Origin of the sequence: Paenarthrobacter nitroguajacolicus (assembly GCF_051027655.1) — a bacterium.
Taxonomy (GTDB): Bacteria; Actinomycetota; Actinomycetes; order Actinomycetales; family Micrococcaceae; genus Arthrobacter; species Arthrobacter nitroguajacolicus.
In genome coordinates this window covers 3319722-3338389 of sequence record NZ_CP073234.1, presented here as the reverse complement: position 1 = coordinate 3338389, position 18668 = coordinate 3319722, and the positions used below count along the sequence as shown (strand labels likewise).

The following is an 18668-nucleotide window of genomic DNA, read 5'->3' as shown; positions in this document are numbered from 1 at the left end:
GCGAATGGTGCGGTGGGAGAAAATCAGCCGGTGACACTGCCTTGGGTCAGGCCGGCAACGATGTAGCGCTGGAGCGCTGCGAACACCAGCAGAATGGGAACGATCACCAGTACGGCGCCTGCCATGAGGATTCCCCAACCGGCCCCATTGCCTTCCGAGTTCTGCAGCAGGGTCAGGCCCACCGGGAGCGTCATGGTTTCGGGGCGGTCAGTGATGATGAGCGGCCAGATGTAGTCGTTCCATTCGCTGACCACAGTTACCAGAGCGACCGTTGCGATCGAGGGCACCGAGACGGGCACGATGATCTGCCACAGCCGGCGCCAATGACCCGCGCCGTCGATTTCAGCTGCTTCGAGGATCGACGGCGGCAGGGTCAGGAAGTGTTGTCGGAGCAGGAAGGTACCGAACGCCGTCCCCAAGCCTGGAAGGATGATGCCCCACAGGGTGTTCTTGCCGCCCATCCCGGCGATCAGGATGTAGTTGGGCAGGATGGAGACCTGCGCAGGGACCATGAGGGCCACGAGGATCAGCACGAAGATCACGTTCTTGAACGGGAAGCGAACAAACACCAGCGCGTAAGCCGTCAGAATCGCCAGGACGACCTTGATGCTCGAACCCACCACCGTAACGATCAGGCTGTTGGCGAAGAACTGTGCGAACGGGACCGTGGTCATGGCCGTGGCATAGTTCTCCAGGTTCAGGGACTCAGGCAGGATCTTCAGATCCATGGTGACGATCTCGCCCGGTTGCTTGAAGGAACTCAACAACATCCAGAGCAACGGAAGGAACACCACAAGCGTGGCAATGATCAATGGAATGTAGCCGGTAGCCAGTGTCTGGAGGAGGTTTGCGCTGGAGAAGGGGCGCGGACGCTCTGGCTGTGCAGCTGGCTGTGCGGCCTCTTGCGGGGGATCAACGACGACGGCGGGTGAGGGCTCGCTCATGAGTAGTGGACCTTTCGCTCAACGAACCGCAGTTGAAGAACAGTAATGATCAGTAGGATCGCGAAAAGGATCACCGAAATCGCCGCAGAGTAGCCTGCCCGGTTGTAGGCCCCGAACGCCTGCAAGTACGCCTCGTAAATCAGCGTGCTGGTGCCGTTGCCCAACGGTGTCATGATGCGGATGAGGTCGAAGGCCTGCAATGAACTCAGCATCGTGGTGATCAGCAGGAAGAACGTGGTGGGGGAGAGCAAAGGCATGGAGATGTTGAAAAATCTCCGCACGTTGTTTGCGCCGTCCAACGCCGCAGCTTCCATCACGTCGCGGGGCAGGGACTGCAGGCCCGCCAGATAGACCACGGCACAGTAGCCGAGGTTCTTCCAGACGTACACGATGATGACCATCACCAACGAGAGCTGGGGATCGTTGATCCACTGCGGGCTCTGTTGTCCAAGGCCGCGCAGGACCCAGGCGAGCACTCCGTAGCCGGGATCGAAGATAAACAACCACACCAAGCCAACACCCACGCCGGACAGCACATAGGGCGCGAACACCGCGGAACGGGCGAACGTGGTGCCGCGGACCTTGGAGTTCAAAGCAAGGGCAACCAACAGGCCGAGGACCATCGAACCGCCCACCGTCACCAGGGTGAAGATAGCCGTAGTCCCCAGGACCTTGGACGCATCCTCACTGGTGAAGAACGTGACATAGTTCTGCAGCCCAACAACCGTGGCCGAAGCCGAGCCGAGCGTCCAATCCAACGTTGAGTAGTAGATGTTATTGATCAGCGGCCAATAGGTGAACGTGCCGATCAGAACGAGGTTAGGCAGGGCCATGGCCAGGAAGACCAGGAAGTCCTTGCGGCTGCGGCCGGACGAGCGCCGTCTCCCCGGACGGGGCCGGGCGGCGTCGACCGACGGCGTGGAATCCGGCCTTCCAGCAGGTGCAGCACTGCTGCTTTGAATCTGTCGGGTAGTCATGAGTCACTAACGTTTTCGGGCCAAGGCGGGCGCCAGCTCCCGGACCGGGGCGGCGAAGACAGGCCTAGCTCACCACACCGAAAGTCACCGACCGGACGAAAAGGATGCCCCGTACCGATAGTTGGCTGACACTTCCAGAGCCGTTTACGCGACGTTACTCGCGTGTTCGAATTCGAGGCTCGGCTCCCACTTTCCATGGGTCCTTGCCCTGCGGGCGGGCTGAGCCCCTCTGCGCGCTCGGTCGTTCCTCCCCAACGGCCCCCTAACCTCGCAAGCTCGGCCAGGGAACCCGGCCGTCGTGGGCCCACCTTAGACGCGCGCTGCCGGGTCACCGCCCGGCTGGCCTTCGAGGCGGGGAGTGTGGCAGGTGGAGAATGGAGCCATGAATTCGATCACCGATGTTGCTGGCATACGGGTTGGGCATGTGCAGAGGGTGGGGGAGGGGTGGTTGTCCGGGGTTACTGTGGTGCTTCCGCCTGTGGGGACGGTGGGGTCCGTGGATGTGCGCGGCGGGGGGCCGGGGACTCACGAGACAGATGCCCTGGATCCGACAACGCTGGTTTCCACCGTGGATGCCGTAGTGCTGACCGGGGGTAGCGCGTTTGGACTGGCCTCCGCGGGTGGGGCGCAGCTGTGGTGTGAGGAGCAGGGCAGAGGTTTCGCTGTTCCCGGGACTGTGGTGCCGATTGTGCCGGCGGCCGCCATCTTCGACCTCGGGCGCGGTGGCGACGTCAAAGCGCGACCCGGCGCCGACATGGGCTACCAGGCAGCCGCCGCAGCCTTCGCCGCAGGCGACCATGCCGCCGTCGAGCGTGGAAACGTGGGTGCCGGGACCGGGGCCGTTGTTGCGCGCGGCCAGTTCAAGGGCGGGATCGGTACGTCGTCCATCACTCTTGAAGGCGGGGTGATCGTTGGAGCCATTGCGGTGGTGAACGCGATGGGGGCGCCTGTGTTTGGCCCTGCGGACCTGCAGCCCTCTGCGCGCTCGGTCGTGCCTCCCTTAGACGCGCGCCGCCGGGCCCCAGGCCCGCAGGATCAGCCGGGTGCGCCGTTCGCGACACCGCCGCAGGGGCTCAACACCACGTTGGTGGTGATTGCGACCAATGCCGTACTTGATGTGGCTGAGTGCAAGCGGACTGCTTCTGCCGGGCATGCGGGCTTGGCCCGGGCGTTGGATCCGTCCCATACTTTGGCGGACGGTGACACCGTGTTCGCGTTGGCGACCGGCGCCGTCGGGCTTGACCGCAGCACTGAACAGGCGCGGCAGGTGTCGCTGATAACGCTCCAAAGCGCCGCTGCGGAAGCTGTTCGGCTGGCGATTCTCGACGGCGTCCTGGCAGCCGAAAGCGTTTCGACGGCGGCGGGTGACTTCCCCCGGTATCGGCAAGCGGGGGAGTGACGGCTGGAGGCAGGTGCGCTACCATTGACGGATTTAACTTTCCGGCCTCATTGGCGTAGAGTTATTTGTTGGTTGTCTGTGCAGCCACGCCCTTTTTAGTGTCGTGGTTCCAAGAGGGCCAAGCAAACAAAAAACGTCCGCTGGATCTTCGGTGCCTAACTGGAGGACAGCGGCAAACAACAGTTAGCGGAGGATATGGCCAAGAAGGACGGGGTCATTGAGATCGAGGGCGTTGTGACTGAGGCGCTGCCCAATGCGATGTTTCGTGTTGAGCTCACCAATAAGCACGTCGTTCTCGCACACATCTCTGGGAAGATGCGACAGCACTACATTCGAATCCTCCCCGAGGACCGGGTAGTGGTGGAGCTGAGCCCATACGACCTCACACGTGGTCGTATCGTCTACCGCTACAAGTAAATTGCTGGGCGGCAAGGCAATAGTGCCTAAGCCGCTCCAGCAGATCAACTGCAAAACACGCAAAGGAACGCCATGAAGGTCAAGCCGAGCGTCAAGCAGATCTGCGACAAGTGCAAAGTGATCCGCCGTAACGGCCGGGTCATGGTGATCTGCGAGAACCCGCGCCACAAGCAGCGCCAGGGCTAATTCCCCTTTCGGGAATCAGCGTCCGCGAGGACAAACCTGGGCTGCTAGCCCACGCAAGTAAATAAAGGCAGCACAAGCTGTGCCAGGACTGCATTACAGAGCCTGGTCAGCGAACCCCCGGTCGGAGGCTGGGGCCACACTGAACGTGTGGGTGTACTGCCTACGACCTCCGGTTTATTCAAGGAGTACTGCCACTATGGCTCGTCTCGCTGGCGTAGACATTCCCCGCGAAAAGCGGTTGGAAATTGCGCTTACTTACATCTACGGCGTGGGCAAGACCCGTGCACACGAAACCCTGGCTGCCACCGGCATCAGCGCTGACGTTCGCGTCAAGGACCTGACTGACGCCGAGCTGGTCCAGCTGCGTGACTACATTGAAGGCAACTACAAGGTTGAGGGTGACCTTCGCCGCGAGGTAGCCGCTGACATCCGCCGCAAGGTAGAGATCGGCAGCTACGAAGGCCTGCGCCACCGCAAGGGCCTGCCCGTACGCGGACAGCGTACGAAGACCAACGCTCGTACCCGTAAGGGCCCGAAGCGCACCGTCGCCGGCAAGAAGAAGGCCGGACGTTAATCCCTCGGGATTGATCCGGTTTTCCCCCGATAACTTTCTGTAGGAGAAACAATGCCCCCGAAGACTCGTGGAGCGGTTCGTAAGCCGCGTCGCAAGGATAAGAAGAATATTGCGCTTGGCCAGGCGCACATCAAGAGCACCTTTAACAACACCATCGTGTCCATCACGGACCCGAACGGTGCTGTAATCTCATGGGCTTCCGCCGGTGAGGTTGGCTTCAAGGGCTCCCGTAAGTCCACCCCGTTCGCTGCCCAGATGGCTGCCGAAGCTGCTGCAAAGCGCGCTCAGGAGCACGGTCTGCGCAAGGTTGACGTATTCGTCAAGGGCCCGGGATCCGGACGCGAAACCGCAATCCGTTCGCTTCAGGCCGCTGGCCTCGAGGTTGGCTCCATCCAGGACGTCACCCCCAGCGCCCACAACGGTTGCCGCCCGCCGAAGCGCCGCCGCGTCTAATTAGGTCTTCCCCGCCTGACCGGCCGGGCCTGCTATGGATGGTTTCGATCATCCATCAGCATGGCCCGGCTGGTCAGGCTGGAAACCGAAGCCGATTTCCACCACCTGTGTTGCGTCATATAGCGGATGCTCGCCGAAAGGAAACCTAAGTGCTCATTGCACAGCGCCCCACCCTGTCTGAAGAAGTTGTATCCGAGAACCGCTCCCGTTTCATCATTGAACCGCTGGAGCCGGGCTTCGGCTACACCCTCGGAAACTCCCTCCGCCGTACCCTGCTCTCCTCCATCCCCGGTGCCGCTGTAACCAGCATCCGGATCGATGGCGTGCTGCACGAGTTCACCACGGTTCCGGGTGTCAAGGAAGATGTCACCGAGATCATCCTGAACATCAAGAACCTTTCGGTTTCCTCCGAGCACGATGAGCCGGTTGTTGCTTACCTGCGCAAGCAGGGCCCCGGAGTCGTCACCGCCGCGGACATCGCTCCGCCGGCCGGCGTCGAATTCCACAACCCGGATCTGCACATTGCCACTCTGAACTCGAAGGGTAAGTTCGAACTCGAACTGACCATCGAGCGCGGCCGTGGCTACGTTTCGGCAGCTCAGAACAAGTCCGGCGACTCCGAGATCGGCCGTATTCCGGTTGACTCGATCTACTCGCCGGTCATGAAGGTAACTTTCCGCGTGGAAGCTACCCGTGTTGAGCAGCGCACCGACTTCGACAAGCTCATTGTCGACGTCGAGACCAAGCAGGCTATCGCCCCGCGCGATGCTGTCGCTTCCGCAGGCACCACCTTGGTGGAACTGTTCGGTCTGGCTCGTGAGCTGAACACCGCAGCTGAAGGTATCGAGATTGGCCCGTCGCCGACGGACGCTGCCCTGGCAGCGGACATGGCTCTGCCGATCGAGGATCTGGACCTCACCGTCCGTTCCTACAACTGCCTCAAGCGTGAGGGCATCCACACCGTGGGTGAACTCGTTGCCCGCTCCGAGGCTGACCTGATGGACATTCGTAACTTCGGTGCGAAGTCCATTGACGAGGTCAAGGCAAAGCTCGTGGAACTGGGTCTGTCCCTCAAGGACTCCCCTCCCGGTTTCGATCTCGCAGCCCGCGCCGCAGCCATCGAAGAGGACGACGCCGCGTTCAGCGACGACGAGCTCTAAACAGCAGATCTTGGCCGCCGGGTCCAGCGATGGACCTGACCGGCTTACATAACAGGAGAAATAACTATGCCTACCCCCACTAAGGGTCCGCGCCTCGGAGGCGGCCCGGCTCACGAGCGCCTGATGCTCGCGAACCTGGCAGCTGCTCTTTTTGAGCACAAGCGCATCACCACCACGGTCACCAAGGCCAAGCGCCTCAAGCCGTACGCAGAGCGTCTGGTCACCTTCGCCAAGCGTGGCGACCTCGCTTCCCGCCGCCGCGTTCTCGGCCTGATCAGCGACAAGGGCGTTGTCCACGAGCTGTTCACCGACATCGCCGGCGCCGTTGCTAACCGCGATGGTGGCTACACCCGCATCACCAAGATCGGCAACCGCAAGGGCGACAACGCTCCCATGGCTGTCATCGAGCTCGTTCTCGAGCCGGTTTCCCCGAAGCAGGCCGTTGTTGCTGAAGCAACCGCTGCCGCTGCCAAGGCTGCTCCGGCTGCCGAGGAAGAGGTCGTTGAGACCGAAACCGCAGAAACCGAAGCTGCTGAAACCGAAGAGGCTCCGGCCGCTGAGGCAGAAGCTGCTGAAGCTGAAGCTGCTGAGACCGAAGAGGCTCCGGCCGCTGAGGACAAGAAGTAATTCACTGAATTCTTCACAGTAGACTTAAGTCTATGAACGAACGAAAACCCGCTGCCCCCGTCATGGGGGGCGGCGGGTTTTTGCGTGTCCGGCTGGATCTTTCCTACGACGGCGGCCCGTTCAATGGGTGGGCCCTGCAGCCTGGTCTTCGCACCGTTCAAGGATCCGTTGAAGAGGCTTTGGCGCTTCTCCTGCAGCGCCCGATTCGCGTGACGGTTGCCGGCAGGACCGACGCCGGAGTCCACGCCCGGGGCCAAGTGGTTCACCTGGACCTGAGCGAAGCCGAGTGGCTGTCGCTGCCGCGGGGGCACGAACTTGATCCCGGCGCTGCGCTCTTGCGCCGCCTCCGTGGCGCCTTGAGCCGAATTCTCGGTGACCTGACGGGTGCTATTGAAGTGCACGACGCCGGTCTGGCGCCCGAGGGCTTCGACGCCCGCTTCTCAGCGTTGTGGCGGAGATACAGTTACCGCATAGCCGACGGTCCGGAACGCTGGGACCCGGTTCTGCGCGGGATTACTTTGTGGCATAAGGCGCCGTTGGACGTTGCGCTCATGAACGAAGGGGCCCGTTCGTTGCTGGGCCTCCAGGATTTCCGTTCCTATTGCAAACCCCGAGAGGGAGCGACGACCATCCGCGAGCTGCAGCAGTTCTCGTTTGCTCGTGGAAGCGAGGACGTTATTGTTGCCACCGTGCAGGCCGATGCGTTCTGCCACAACATGGTGCGGTCCCTGGTAGGTTCGGCCTTGCGAGTTGGAGAGGGCCTGGAAACTCCGGCGTGGCTGCACTCGCGGCTCCTGGAACGGAAGCGCGATGCCAAGTCTGTTCTCGCTGCGCCGCATCCCTTGGTGCTGGAGGAAGTTGCCTACCCGTCCGACAGCGAGTTGCTGGCTCGCGCCGAGCTGACTCGGGCGCGGCGGGAGTAGCCCTATCTGCCCCTGGCTATGGTGAGTTGCGCCGACGTGGGAGGACCCCCTCCCGGCTCTGGGTACCGGAAGGGGGCCGTTGTGGCCGCCCGTGGTCTGGGATCCGCGAACGGCCGGTTTTTAGGGCAGTAACACCAGAACCCTAAAAAGTGCCGGCCAGATTAGTCATCACATTGAGGACGGCCGGACCCATGATGACGATGAAGAGCACTGGCAGGATGCAGAACATCAAAGGGAACAGGACCTTCACAGGCAGCTTCATTGCCTGCTCCTCCGCCCTTTGGCGGCGTTTGATACGCATTTGCTTGGCTTGGGTCCGCAGGACGTTGGCTATGGCGATCCCATAGGTATCGGCCTGCACTATGGCCCCGACGAATGCCCTGAGGTCGTGGACATCCACACGTTCGGCCAAAGCCACGTATGCTTCCTTGCGGCTGCGTCCCGCCTGCATGTCCTGCAGTGTTCGGAGCATTTCCATGGCCAGCGGTCCCGAACCATTCTGCCCGGCCCGGGCCATGGCCCCTTCAAAACCAAGGCCGGCTTCAACGGAGATGAGCATCTGGTCCAGAGTGTTGGGTAGCTCAGTTTGAATTGCCTTTTGCCGTTCGGCAGCGCGGCCGTGGATGATCAGGTCCGGGATGAAGTACACCAGCAACACTGCGGCCAGGTACAGCAGGAAACCCTGGCCCGAAGGGGCCCTCAGGAAGAACAACAGACCCACGAGACCTGCTGCCAAGGCCAACGCTGGTTTGAGGATCAGGAGGCGTCCCAAGGGCATTCCCGCTGGTCGGCCCAATTTGGCCAGCAACTTGTCCAGCCAGATGGTGTAGCCCTTTGGGGTGAGCTTTGCACCCAGACGATGCAGGTTGAATGCTGACGGCTCTGCCCCCAAGTCAGTGGCCATTCCTGCGCTTCGACTCAAGTTGGTACGGACGGTTGCGAGGCCAGTACGGTCTACTGAAATGAACGCCCATGCCATAAAGGCGATGGGAACTACGATCAAGGCGACGGACGCCCATGCAATAACGTTCATGGTCACTCCCTAGAACTTGATCTTGACGACGCGGCTGAGCCAGAAGGAGCCCAACGCAAGAAGGACGACGGCTACCACGAGCATGATCCAACCCACGGGGTGCGTGAAGAGAGGCTGGATGTACGTCCCGTTGGCGAGGCTGAGGTACAGAAACATGCCGGTCGGCAGTGCTATGAGCACATACGCTGACAGTCGACCTTCAGCGCTGAGGGCCCGCACTTGGCCTTTGATTTGTGACCGCTCGCGGATCGTTTCAGCCACGTGGTCCAGTACTTCAGCCAAGTCGCCGCCCACTTCACGGTGAATTTCGATGGCCTGGGTGGCCCAGAGGAAATCCTCGCTGTGTAGACGGTTTGCTGCGTCCAGGAGTGCATCGCGGAGGTCACGTCCCAGACGGACTTCTCCTACGATCCTGGCGAATTCTTCCTTGGTAGGTGACTGTGCCTCCAGAGCCACAGCATCGACTGCCCGCAGCAAGCTATGACCGGCCCGCATGCTGCCGGACAGCATTTGCAGCGTGTCGCCCAGTTGAGCTTCGAACTGCGCCCGGCGTCGGGACGTCATGACGCTCAGAACCATGCGTGCGCCGATGGGCACTAAGATTCCGAAGAGTATTGCCACCAAGAGACCGCCGAGGATGAAGCCTACGACGGCGCCAGTGAAGGTGGCGCAGATGACCAACAGTACGTAGTCCGCCGGCCGCATCCTGGAGCCGGCCTGCTCAAGGAGAAGCCTGGTTCCGGAAGCCCTGCTGGCCGAAACTGACCCATCTACCAATGCGACAGCAGAATTTGTCATCCGGGTCAGCACTGAGTCCTGGGTGCCGGCGTTTGGACGCCGCCGGGACAATGCGATTGCCGAGTTTCTCGACCGAGGGATGAGAAAGAGACCGATTGCCAGGGCCGCGATTCCGAGGATTACCCCGCCGATGAGCAGCAGGGGACTGGTTGCGGTGATCATCGCTTTCCACCGCCAGCTGCCATTGTTCCAAAGACCGCTGGTGAAATATGGATGCCCAAGTCCGCAAAGTGGTCTACGAACCGTGGCCGCACACCGGTCGGAACCGGTTTCCCTAGGAATCGCCCGTTTGCGTCCATCCCTGCTGAGTAATCGAAGGTGAAGGCATCCTGCAGGGTGACAACATCACCTTCCATGCCTTGGACTTCCGTCACATGCGTGATGCGGCGGGTGCCGTCGCGCAACCGCGAAATTTGGACAACCAGGTTCACAGCGGACGAAATCTGCTCTCGAATTGCGCGGAGAGGTAAGTCCATGCCGGCCATCAGTACCAACGTTTCAAGGCGTGCGATGGCGTCGCGCGGAGAATTCGCGTGGACAGTGGAAATGGAACCATCGTGGCCGGTGTTCATTGCCTGAAGCATGTCCAGTGCCTCACCGCCACGAACTTCGCCCACTACGATCCGGTCGGGGCGCATGCGCAGGGAATTTCGCACGAGATCCCGGATGGCGATCTCACCCTTTCCTTCGATGTTGCTTGGTCGGCTTTCCAACCGGACAACGTGCGATTGCTGGAGCTGCAGTTCCACGGCGTCTTCGATGGTGACGATGCGTTCATCTGAAGGAAGAAACGATGACAGGACGTTCAACAGCGTTGTCTTTCCTGTTCCTGTACCGCCCGAGACGATGATGTTCAGCCGGGCCTGTACGCACGCGTGAAGCAGTTCGGTGATCTCGGGGCTCATGGTTCCCAATTGGATGAGATTCTGGGCCGTTAGCGGCACGCGGCCAAACTTTCGAATCGTGAGCGACGATCCATTGACAGCGAGCGGAGGAATAATCGCATTGACTCGGGATCCGTCCGAGAGCCTTGCGTCCACCAGTGGAGAGGACTCGTCAATCCGGCGGCCAACCTTGGAGACAATCCGCTCAATGATTCGGCGAAGATGCTCTTCGGAGCTGAAATGAACATTGGTTAAGTGAAGTCTTCCGGCAATTTCCACGTAGACCTTGTCGGCACCGTTCACCATGATCTCTGTGACGTCCTTGTCGTCAAGGAACCGTTGAAGCGGCCCAAGACCAAGAACGTCGTCAGCGATTTCCTGGACCAGTCGTTGTCTCTCCTGGGATGTCAGCGGAATGTCGTCTTCGTCAATAACGGCACGGAGTTCCTCTTTGACGTAGCGGTGGAGTTCCGCCTCATCCAGTGTGGTGTCTGAAATTCGGGAACCCATACGATCAAATAACGCTGAACTGGTGCGTTCTTTGACTGCTGACAACGCTTGGCTGGAGTCCTCGGTAGTTCCTCCTGCTCCCGTTGAATCGGCGATGTAGTCAGGGGTGTGGGTTGCTGGCCCGGCCCATGGATCTCCCAATGTTGACGTGCCCGGGGTCTCAACTTCCAGCCCCCGAGCGGTCTGAAGGCGCTTTGCGAGGTTCACTTGACTACCGCCCTTCGGTGCAGCTGCTTGTGCGGCCGTTCTTCCCAGCCCGGCTTGAAGCGATCAACGAGCTGACGGAGACCGCGGAGCGTGACATCCTTCGTCCCGTCTTGAAGTACGGGGATGCCCCTATTGGTTGAGTAGGGGAGTGAACGGGACCGCGGTAAAGTGACATCCACCGGGCACCCTATGGTTGCTTCCACATCAATCAAGGTCAGCCCGCTGCGTTTGTCCGCGAAGTTCAGGACAACGTGGCGCTGTTCGGGGACCAGCCCGATCTCGTCAAGTATTTCGAGACCGTTCCGAAGTCCTCTGATGCTCGGGATATCCATTCCACATACCCACACGACGTCGGAGGCACGTTCTAGGGTCGCCAGGACGTGCTCACCAAGACCCGGTGCGGTATCCACAATCACGTAGTCGAATTCCCTGGCCAGTTGTTCAAGGAGATGCCCCACCTGTTCCGCGGAAATCTGCTCGATTTGGGAGGGGTTACGGGGCGCACAGAGGGCATAAATACCGGCGGGATGAACTGAGAGATATGACTTCAGCACCATGCTGTCCTGGACTGCCGCACCGGTAACCGCATCCGCGATTGTCCTATCCGGGTCTATGAGGAGCCCGGATGCGACGTCGCCGAACTGGAGATCCAAATCGGCGATGACAACCCTCATGGGAGAGATTCGCCCCAGCCCAATAGCGAGGTTGGTTGAGATAGTCGTCTTGCCCACGCCGCCCTTGGGCGACATGACGGCGATAATCCGCCCTCCCTGTGGCCCTGCGTCTACTTGTGCACCCAAGCCCCTGCGACGCCCGGCAGCCGCGAGGCTGGCACGCTCCAACAGCGCCCGAATGGTGCCCGGATCCGCGGAAGGCTCCAACAAGTCACGGATGCCTGCGCGCATTGCCGGGAGTGCGACTTCCGCTGCATCCGTCGAAGCGAGCACTACGCTGATCTCCGGATACTGAAGATCGAACAGGCTTGCCAATCGGATTGCGTCGTCAGCCTGTAGCCCGGGCCCCAGGACAAGGACTTCCAGCAGTTGTCCGGACAGCACCCGGAGGACGTCGTCCGGGCCCTGCGGCAAGTAGTCGGCAATGATGGACTGCACATCGCCATGCATGCCGGCCGCGGCTTGGCGGACGCGCTTTTCGAAATCTACATCAGCCGTGATGACTAGAAAGCGGCTCATTGGAGTACCTCTGCCTTCTTGATGGTGACGCGTGCGCTTTCCTGGGCCTCGGCGGGTTCTTTCGTCAGCCAGATATCCCCGTACTTTGCTCCGTAAACGATCTTGGTGGCGTCCACATCGCTGCGGGCGAGTGTCACGATGAATGAACCCTCCGGCAGCTGTGTGTTGGCCTGCTCCGAGCTTGCTTGCGCGGTGTTCGAGTTCCTGGCTGTGGCCCGCTGAACGCTGGTAACGAGCACTTTATGGAAGACGAGCTGGGCTGAAGCGTCAGTGTCGGATTGCCCGTTCTCGCCCACCAGCACCACGACGCCTACGGTGTCGCCGGCGGCCAGTCGCCCGCCTACAACGCGCTGCGCATCAAGTTGTACTGAAACTTCTTGAAGTCCGTCGGGGACAGGGACTGATCCCGGGGCCGCCAGGCTGTTGGGATCCACCAGGCGGTTTCCCAGCAGGGCTTCACCAGGCATGAGTTCTGCCCCCGCGACTTTGCCCTCCATTCCGGAGAGGCTCTTGAGGGCACCATTGGGTACCGAAGCCGCGGGTAGCGAAGCAAGCTTTACAGCAGACTTGATCTGCTGAAGATCGGCTCCCTCGGGAACCTGACTTTGGATAACAAGGACATCAACGGGCTGGAGGTCCTTTTGTGCCCGCGCGTCTGCTGCTTGAACGTATGTGACCAGTAGCAGCGTGCCGACTATTGCCAGCACGACTGCCACTATGCCTCCCAGTAGGCGAGTTTTCACTTTGATTCTCCTTAGTGCAATGGAGTTTTCTCCCAGATTGGTTACTACTCGGTGAGTTGGACGCCCAAGGCGCCGTACGTGGTTGGGCCGCCCAGAGTTGCGGCCTCCGTCAGACTTACTTTCTTGATGAAGGTGCCGTACAAACCTGTGTCGCTGTTCTTGAGACCCAGGGACTTCTGAAGCGCAGAGGCATCGGAGGTCATGTAGCTGGATCCGCCGCCCGTGAGATGCCACCCCCGGAGAGAGATCTGCGCGAAGGCCTCGATCTTGAAGGACTTCTTATAGGGTGAGGAAGCGCAGGGGTTGGTTCCCGTACCCTTCTTCACTGGGCAGGCTGTTTCGAAAATCGGAATGAGAAGTTCCACAGGCTTGCCGGCTTTGAGCTTGGTCTCCCAGGACGCGAAGGCGGCAGCGCACGTCGAATCGAAATCATTGCCCTCGTTGGCCTCCAACCAGGGATCGTCAATGTCTATGTGCACCGTGCAGGTGGAGCCTGGGTGTTTGAGCCAGCCGAATCCACCGGGAAGCTCGAATCCCGATGAGGACTGGTGCTGGCATGCGTAATCCGGGTCGTTGGAAAGCGTGGTGCCGTGAACCGGGAAGAACTGCAGGCCCTTGGTGAAGCTCGGGTCCGCCTCGCATTGGGAGAACGTCAGCGGGATGGCATCCGTAGCTGAGAATCCGCCGAATTTAGCTTGGGCCGAGGCCTGGATGTTGGCTGTCTCGACGCCCAAGGCTCGCGCGAACACCAGAGTGAAGTGATTATCGCCGGAGGTGTTACGGGATTGGGTCGTGACATCAACGGTCCCGGTGCCCAGATTTACCGAGGCTTGTGGCGCATTGCTGACACCGTCGAGTGCATTCAAGCCCGCCAAGGAGGTTGCTGCTGATGTGGGTGCAGCACAGTCGGCTGAACCTGCGTTCTGTGCACAAGCCTGGGCGATGCCTATTGCTGATGAGTCGGCACCATTCTGCAACTGAGCGTGCTCGGAGTACATCATGGCAACATCTACGGCGAAAGCGGTCATGCCCAGTAGGGCCACCATCAGCATGGCGGTCATGGGAGCAACAGCGCCGCGCTCGCGATCATCGTGTTTCAGCCGCCGCATCGCATGACTCCTGTCCCGGAGATGTCCAGTTCGGCCGGCATCCCAGGCACCAGTCCTGGAAATCCAGTCATCCACGGCGTGCTGTAGGAGATATTGACCTCCACGTTGCACGGGCTTGTGCCCGACGACGTGACGGTGATGTCGCCCGGAGCCAAGTCCACGGTGGGCGCGGCGGCCACACCAGCCGCCTGCGCGTCGCCGACGCTGTAGGTGGAATCTGATTGATGAATAGCTGCGTAGCGCGCTGCTTCGCGAGCGGCCTCAGACAAGGAAATCTGGATGTTGAATGCCCGGCCGAACTCAAAAATCCCCAGTACCAAGACGAGGAATATCGGCAGTACAAGTGCAAATTCAACTGCTACCGCACCAGACTGGCTTTTGGCGGTAGAGGGCTTTCTGTTAAAGAGCGTTTTACTCTTCCTACCTTTGGATCTCATAGCAACTCCCAGAAAACGATTCCGGGCCGGCTGCAGCCGATGAGTGTATCGGAGCAGCCGGCCCGGGTTTCGATATGAAGCCGGCCAGTTCCGAGCTACGGAAGGGTGTTGACGACCGTGGTGAAGCCCTTGAGTACCTCAGTGCCCAGTGTGAGCACGGTGCCCACGATGACAGCCGCGATCAGTGCAACGAGCAGGCCATATTCAACAGCCGTCGCACCCTTCTCCTCGGAGGTGAAGCGGTCCTTGACGCCGGCGATGAACGAAATGACAGAAACCATGAGAGATGACATTGGAAAATCCTTCCCAGAATAAAATTGGCGAATGATGAATGACGAACTCCAAATTGAAATTCGTCCGACTTTCGAACTGCCCCATGTAGCCTTAAGCGGTTCGGAATTCGATGAGATAAGAATTCACCAGGGCAGGCAGAAGCCACAATGCGTAGTCGTACTCGATTTCATAGGCCACTCATTACTTGGTGGCGCACTGCGGAGGCGGTGAGTACTCAGTTTTCGAAGCCATAACAGGCGGAAACTACTTGGTTTGCAAAGCAGCCTTATTAATTGCGGCGCACTCCGAAGTCACAGGAAGGGCGTACTAACCTCGGCTAGTTCATGAACAGGGCAACGCCCAGCGCAGCGATGACCATTGCAGGGCCGTGAGCCGTCTCCACGGGCTTTTCAGCTGATCGCAGGCGCAACATCAGCACCGTGAGCACCCCGCCCACCACGAATCCCAGAAGCCCCCCGAAGAGTACTTGGCCCCAACCCAAGTACCCCAAGTACAGCCCCAGGGGCGCTGCGAGCTTCACATCGCCCATTCCGAGGCTTCCCGGCGAAATAAGTCCCAGAATTAAGTAGCCGGCGAACAGGATCGCCCCTCCGGCGAGAGCTCGAATCAAGTCCGCCCATCCTGGCGTGAGGGCAGCGGAGGCAAGGAGCAGGACCAATCCGCCCCCAAACAAAAGCAAAACCAGTGCGTTCGGCAGCAAGTGGACGGTGAAATCAATCCGCGAAAGCTGAACGCCAAGCAATGCCAATAAAAGAAATGCCGGCAACTCCGGAGAAAACCCAAAACGCCACGCCAGTAAGCCAAAAAGCAGCGCGGTGACCGCCGCAGTCGTGATCCGGACCTTGAGGGCAGGCGTGCCGCCGAGTCGCGGCAGCGTGCGGGCGATCACTAGCTCGACAGTAGGGCTGAGCAGCAACCCGAGGAGCGCAATGAGGAGCGGGACGCCGGGGCCATCGGTCATGTTTCTCCCTTAGTAAAGGTGCGCTACCCCGAGGGGCGGTTACCCCATTTTGACCCGGACGCCCTAGTGACGGTATTGTTTAGAGTCGTTGTGCGTGTCCTATCTCGATGACACATGCCTTCCGGGGGATCCAGTTGCAGGATCGCTAACTCCTGAGGCATTTCGAGATCCTGGGATAACTGGTACATAGAGCCCTCACCTCTGCTCCGGTAGCGCATACATAGATAGGTGCACGCCTTATTGCGTGCCGCCTAAAACATGAACGCCAGAACAAGAACGAGGCAAAACCGTGCGTACGTACACCCCGAAGCCCGGCGATATCAACCGCCAGTGGCACGTCATTGACGCCACCGACGTTGTCCTTGGTCGTCTTGCCAGCCAGACCGCAACACTGCTGCGCGGAAAGCACAAGCCGACCTTTGCGTCCCACATGGACATGGGCGACTTCGTCATCATCATCAACGCTGAAAAGGTTGCCCTCACCGGCGCCAAGCTGGAGCAGAAGCGCGCATACCGCCACTCCGGTTACCCGGGCGGCCTGACCTCCGTCAACTACGCCGAGCTGTTGGAATCCAACCCGGTTCGCGCTGTTGAGAAGGCCATCAAGGGCATGCTCCCCAAGAACTCCCTCGCTGCACAGCAGTTGGGCAAGCTCAAGGTCTACCGTGGCGCTGAGCACCCCCACGCTGCACAGCAGCCGAAGACTTTCGAAATCACCCAGGTCGCCCAGTAGTCCTGGCCACCAACCAACTTTTCATTACAAGGAGAACCGTGGCTCAGAACGAAGAACTGACCGCCGAAGCCGTCGAGGCTGAGGAAACCCTCACCAGCTACACCTCTGAAAGCACATCTGGAGAAGATGCGCCCAAGAAGGAGCGCCCGGCACTGACCGTTGCCGGTGCAGCTGTTGGCCGCCGCAAGGAAGCCGTTGCACGCGTTCGCGTTGTTCCGGGTTCCGGCAAGTGGACCATCAACGGCCGCACGCTGGACAACTACTTCCCGAACAAGCTGCACCAGCAGGACGTCAACGAGCCCTTCAAGATCCTTGATCTCGAAGGTGCCTACGACGTCATCGCCCGTATCCACGGCGGTGGCATCTCCGGCCAGGCCGGTGCGCTGCGTCTCGGTGTTGCCCGCTCGCTGAACGAGATCGACGTCGACAACAACCGCGCCACCCTCAAGAAGGCCGGTTACTTGAGCCGTGACGCCCGCGTCATCGAGCGCAAGAAGGCTGGTCTCAAGAAGGCACGTAAGGCTCAGCAGTACTCCAAGCGTTAATCCGCTTCACCCCGTTCGGGGTATCGAAAGTCCGTTCCGCCGTTTCGGCGGGGCGGGCTTTCGTCGTTTTCAGAACCCGGACAGGGGAGTCAAGAGGAGCGCCGCTTGTGACCCTCCGGCGGCCCCTTGAACCAGTGCTGCCCCGGCGTCGTCTAAACTTGACCCGATGTCTAGATTATTTGGAACAGATGGCGTCCGCGGTCTCGCGAACGGATTGCTCACCGCCGAACTGGCTATGCAGCTCGCTCAGGCAGCCGCCGTCGTACTCGGCCATGACCGCACAACCGATGGCAAGCGGCCGCGCGCCGTCGTCGCCAGGGACCCCCGGGCCAGCGGCGAGTTCCTTGCCGCTGCCGTTGAAGCCGGGCTTTCAAGCTCTGGCATCGACGTGTACGACGCCGGTGTGCTCCCCACTCCCGCAGCGGCTTACTTGGTGGCAGATCTCGACGCCGACTTCGGCGTCATGCTCTCGGCCTCCCACAACCCGGCTCCGGACAACGGTATTAAGTTCTTCGCCCGGGGCGGTCAAAAGCTTCCGGACGATGTTGAGGACGCCATCGAGGCGCAGCTGGGTAAAGAGCCCCAGCGGCCGGTAGGCGCCGACGTCGGACGCATCCAGCGGTTCTCAGACGCCGAGGACAGGTACATCGTGCACCTGCTGGGCACGCTCCCCAAGCGTTTGGAAGGCCTGAAGGTGGTCCTGGACTGCGCCCACGGCGCAGCAAGTGGCTGTTCGCCCCAGGTGTTCAAGGACGCCGGGGCTGACGTCGTGGTGATCGGAGCAGAGCCGGACGGCCTGAACATCAACGACGGCGTAGGTTCCACGCACCTGGGCCCCCTGAAGGAAGCGGTGGTCAAACACGGCGCGGACCTTGGCGTAGCGCACGACGGCGACGCCGACCGCTGCCTGGCCGTTGACCATGAAGGCAATGAAGTGGACGGCGACCAGATCATGGCGATCCTGGCGCTGGCACTCAAGGAAGCCGGAAAGCTCAAGGACAACATCCTTGTTGCCACGGTCATGAGCAACCTTGGCCTTAAGATCGCCCTTCGCGATGCCGGTATCACCATTCGCGAGACCGGAGTTGGTGACCGTTACGTTCTGGAGGAAATGCGCGACGGCGGGTACAACCTTGGTGGCGAACAGTCCGGCCATGTGATCTTCTCGGACTTCGCCACCACGGGTGATGGTGTTCTGACTGGTCTCCAGCTTGCCGCGCAGGTTGCCCTGACGGGCCGTAGCCTCAAGGAACTGTCCAGCGCCATGACCAAGCTTCCGCAGCTCATGATCAACGTCAAGGACGTGGACAAGGCCCGTGCCGCCACGGACGAGGGCGTTGCCCAGGCCGTTGCAGCAGCTGAGCTTGAACTGGGCGAAACCGGCCGTGTGCTGCTCCGCCCCTCAGGCACCGAGGCGTTGGTCCGAGTCATGGTGGAAGCCGCTGACATGGAAACAGCAGAGCGCATCTGCAAGGGTCTTGCTGCCGTGGTCAAGGACCGTTTGGGCGCCCCCAGCGAAATGGCAGTCTAGGAAAGCACACTTTTTGGCCCGCTCCCTTGC

Annotated in this window: 22 protein-coding genes and 1 pseudogene; 11 read left to right on the top strand and 12 right to left on the bottom strand. The window is 60.6% G+C overall.

Annotated elements, in window-relative coordinates:
- Positions 1-23 precede the first annotated feature (23 nt).
- Together KCX59_RS15820 and KCX59_RS15815 are read right to left on the bottom strand one after the other, a co-directional pair.
- A complete protein-coding gene (locus tag KCX59_RS15820) occupies positions 24-944 on the bottom strand; it encodes a carbohydrate ABC transporter permease (RefSeq protein WP_179019723.1) in 921 nt (306 codons plus the stop codon).
- Complete coding sequence (locus tag KCX59_RS15815) at positions 941-1921, bottom strand: carbohydrate ABC transporter permease (RefSeq protein ID WP_179019725.1); 981 nt, start codon at positions 1919-1921, stop codon at positions 941-943. The genes KCX59_RS15820 and KCX59_RS15815 overlap by 4 nt, the downstream gene beginning before the upstream one ends.
- A gap of 382 nt (positions 1922-2303) precedes the next feature.
- Between KCX59_RS15815 and KCX59_RS15810 the strand changes: the two genes are divergently transcribed.
- The 8 genes from KCX59_RS15810 to truA all read left to right on the top strand — a co-directional run bounded on the left by KCX59_RS15810 (position 2304) and on the right by truA (position 7660).
- Complete coding sequence (locus tag KCX59_RS15810) at positions 2304-3320, top strand: P1 family peptidase (RefSeq protein WP_179019726.1); 1017 nt, start codon at positions 2304-2306, stop codon at positions 3318-3320.
- Between the two features lie 195 nt (positions 3321-3515).
- Entirely contained in the window at positions 3516-3737 is a 222-nt protein-coding gene (gene infA, locus KCX59_RS15805) for a translation initiation factor IF-1 (RefSeq protein ID WP_011775571.1), read from the top strand.
- 72 nt (positions 3738-3809) lie between these two features.
- Positions 3810-3923 (top strand): 50S ribosomal protein L36, encoded by a 114-nt coding sequence (gene rpmJ / locus KCX59_RS15800; protein ID WP_011775570.1) that lies wholly within the window; start codon positions 3810-3812, stop codon positions 3921-3923.
- 196 nt (positions 3924-4119) lie between these two features.
- Entirely contained in the window at positions 4120-4497 is a 378-nt protein-coding gene (rpsM, locus tag KCX59_RS15795) for a 30S ribosomal protein S13 (protein WP_011775569.1), read from the top strand.
- Positions 4498-4548: 51 nt separating this feature from the next.
- Complete coding sequence (gene rpsK, locus KCX59_RS15790) at positions 4549-4950, top strand: 30S ribosomal protein S11 (RefSeq protein WP_014922380.1); 402 nt, start codon at positions 4549-4551, stop codon at positions 4948-4950.
- A gap of 149 nt (positions 4951-5099) precedes the next feature.
- Positions 5100-6110, top strand: coding sequence for a DNA-directed RNA polymerase subunit alpha (locus KCX59_RS15785; protein ID WP_011775567.1), 1011 nt, complete (start codon positions 5100-5102; stop codon positions 6108-6110).
- Positions 6111-6176: 66 nt separating this feature from the next.
- Positions 6177-6737: a 50S ribosomal protein L17 gene (gene rplQ, locus KCX59_RS15780; protein ID WP_091468982.1), complete on the top strand. Its 561-nt coding sequence runs from the start codon at positions 6177-6179 to the stop codon at positions 6735-6737.
- 32 nt (positions 6738-6769) lie between these two features.
- Positions 6770-7660, top strand: a complete 891-nt coding sequence (gene truA / locus KCX59_RS15775) for a tRNA pseudouridine(38-40) synthase TruA (protein ID WP_256871642.1) — start codon at positions 6770-6772, stop codon at positions 7658-7660.
- A gap of 142 nt (positions 7661-7802) precedes the next feature.
- Here truA and KCX59_RS15770 read toward each other — a convergent pair whose 3' ends face one another.
- From KCX59_RS15770 to KCX59_RS15725, 10 genes and pseudogenes are all read right to left on the bottom strand, one after another.
- The gene (locus tag KCX59_RS15770; RefSeq protein ID WP_179019728.1) at positions 7803-8693 is read right to left on the bottom strand and encodes a type II secretion system F family protein; all 891 of its coding nucleotides are present in this window, start codon (positions 8691-8693) and stop codon (positions 7803-7805) included.
- Between the two features lie 9 nt (positions 8694-8702).
- Positions 8703-9653, bottom strand: coding sequence for a type II secretion system F family protein (locus KCX59_RS15765; RefSeq protein WP_011775562.1), 951 nt, complete (start codon positions 9651-9653; stop codon positions 8703-8705).
- The gene (locus KCX59_RS15760; RefSeq protein WP_179019730.1) at positions 9650-11092 is read right to left on the bottom strand and encodes a CpaF family protein; all 1443 of its coding nucleotides are present in this window, start codon (positions 11090-11092) and stop codon (positions 9650-9652) included. Before KCX59_RS15760 ends, KCX59_RS15765 begins: the two co-directional genes overlap by 4 nt.
- A complete protein-coding gene (locus KCX59_RS15755) occupies positions 11089-12285 on the bottom strand; it encodes an AAA family ATPase (protein WP_011775560.1) in 1197 nt (398 codons plus the stop codon). Before KCX59_RS15755 ends, KCX59_RS15760 begins: the two co-directional genes overlap by 4 nt.
- Positions 12282-13028, bottom strand: a complete 747-nt coding sequence (gene cpaB / locus KCX59_RS15750) for a Flp pilus assembly protein CpaB (protein WP_011775559.1) — start codon at positions 13026-13028, stop codon at positions 12282-12284. Before cpaB ends, KCX59_RS15755 begins: the two co-directional genes overlap by 4 nt.
- 44 nt (positions 13029-13072) lie before the next feature.
- On the bottom strand, positions 13073-14137 hold the full coding sequence (locus KCX59_RS15745; RefSeq protein WP_179019732.1) for a TadE/TadG family type IV pilus assembly protein: 1065 nt from the start codon (positions 14135-14137) through the stop codon (positions 13073-13075).
- Positions 14125-14406 carry a hypothetical protein gene (locus KCX59_RS15740; RefSeq protein ID WP_434122670.1) on the bottom strand — a complete coding sequence of 94 codons (282 nt, stop codon included), beginning with the start codon at positions 14404-14406 and terminating at the stop codon, positions 14125-14127. The genes KCX59_RS15745 and KCX59_RS15740 overlap by 13 nt, the downstream gene beginning before the upstream one ends.
- A gap of 30 nt (positions 14407-14436) precedes the next feature.
- Positions 14437-14574, bottom strand: a pseudogene (locus KCX59_RS15735) (TadE/TadG family type IV pilus assembly protein); the annotation flags it as partial.
- Positions 14575-14669: 95 nt separating this feature from the next.
- On the bottom strand, positions 14670-14867 hold the full coding sequence (locus KCX59_RS15730; protein ID WP_179019734.1) for a Flp family type IVb pilin: 198 nt from the start codon (positions 14865-14867) through the stop codon (positions 14670-14672).
- Positions 14868-15184: 317 nt separating this feature from the next.
- Positions 15185-15829, bottom strand: a complete 645-nt coding sequence (locus tag KCX59_RS15725) for a prepilin peptidase (protein WP_179019736.1) — start codon at positions 15827-15829, stop codon at positions 15185-15187.
- 289 nt (positions 15830-16118) lie between these two features.
- Here KCX59_RS15725 and rplM point away from each other — a divergent pair, with 289 nt between their 5' ends.
- The 3 genes from rplM to glmM all read left to right on the top strand — a co-directional run bounded on the left by rplM (position 16119) and on the right by glmM (position 18638).
- Complete coding sequence (rplM, locus tag KCX59_RS15720; protein WP_024817563.1) at positions 16119-16562, top strand: 50S ribosomal protein L13; 444 nt, start codon at positions 16119-16121, stop codon at positions 16560-16562.
- Between the two features lie 38 nt (positions 16563-16600).
- On the top strand, positions 16601-17107 hold the full coding sequence (gene rpsI, locus KCX59_RS15715) for a 30S ribosomal protein S9 (protein ID WP_017200290.1): 507 nt from the start codon (positions 16601-16603) through the stop codon (positions 17105-17107).
- A 166-nt stretch (positions 17108-17273) separates the two neighbouring features.
- Entirely contained in the window at positions 17274-18638 is a 1365-nt protein-coding gene (gene glmM, locus KCX59_RS15710; RefSeq protein ID WP_091468963.1) for a phosphoglucosamine mutase, read from the top strand.
- The last annotated feature ends 30 nt before the right edge of the window (positions 18639-18668 follow it).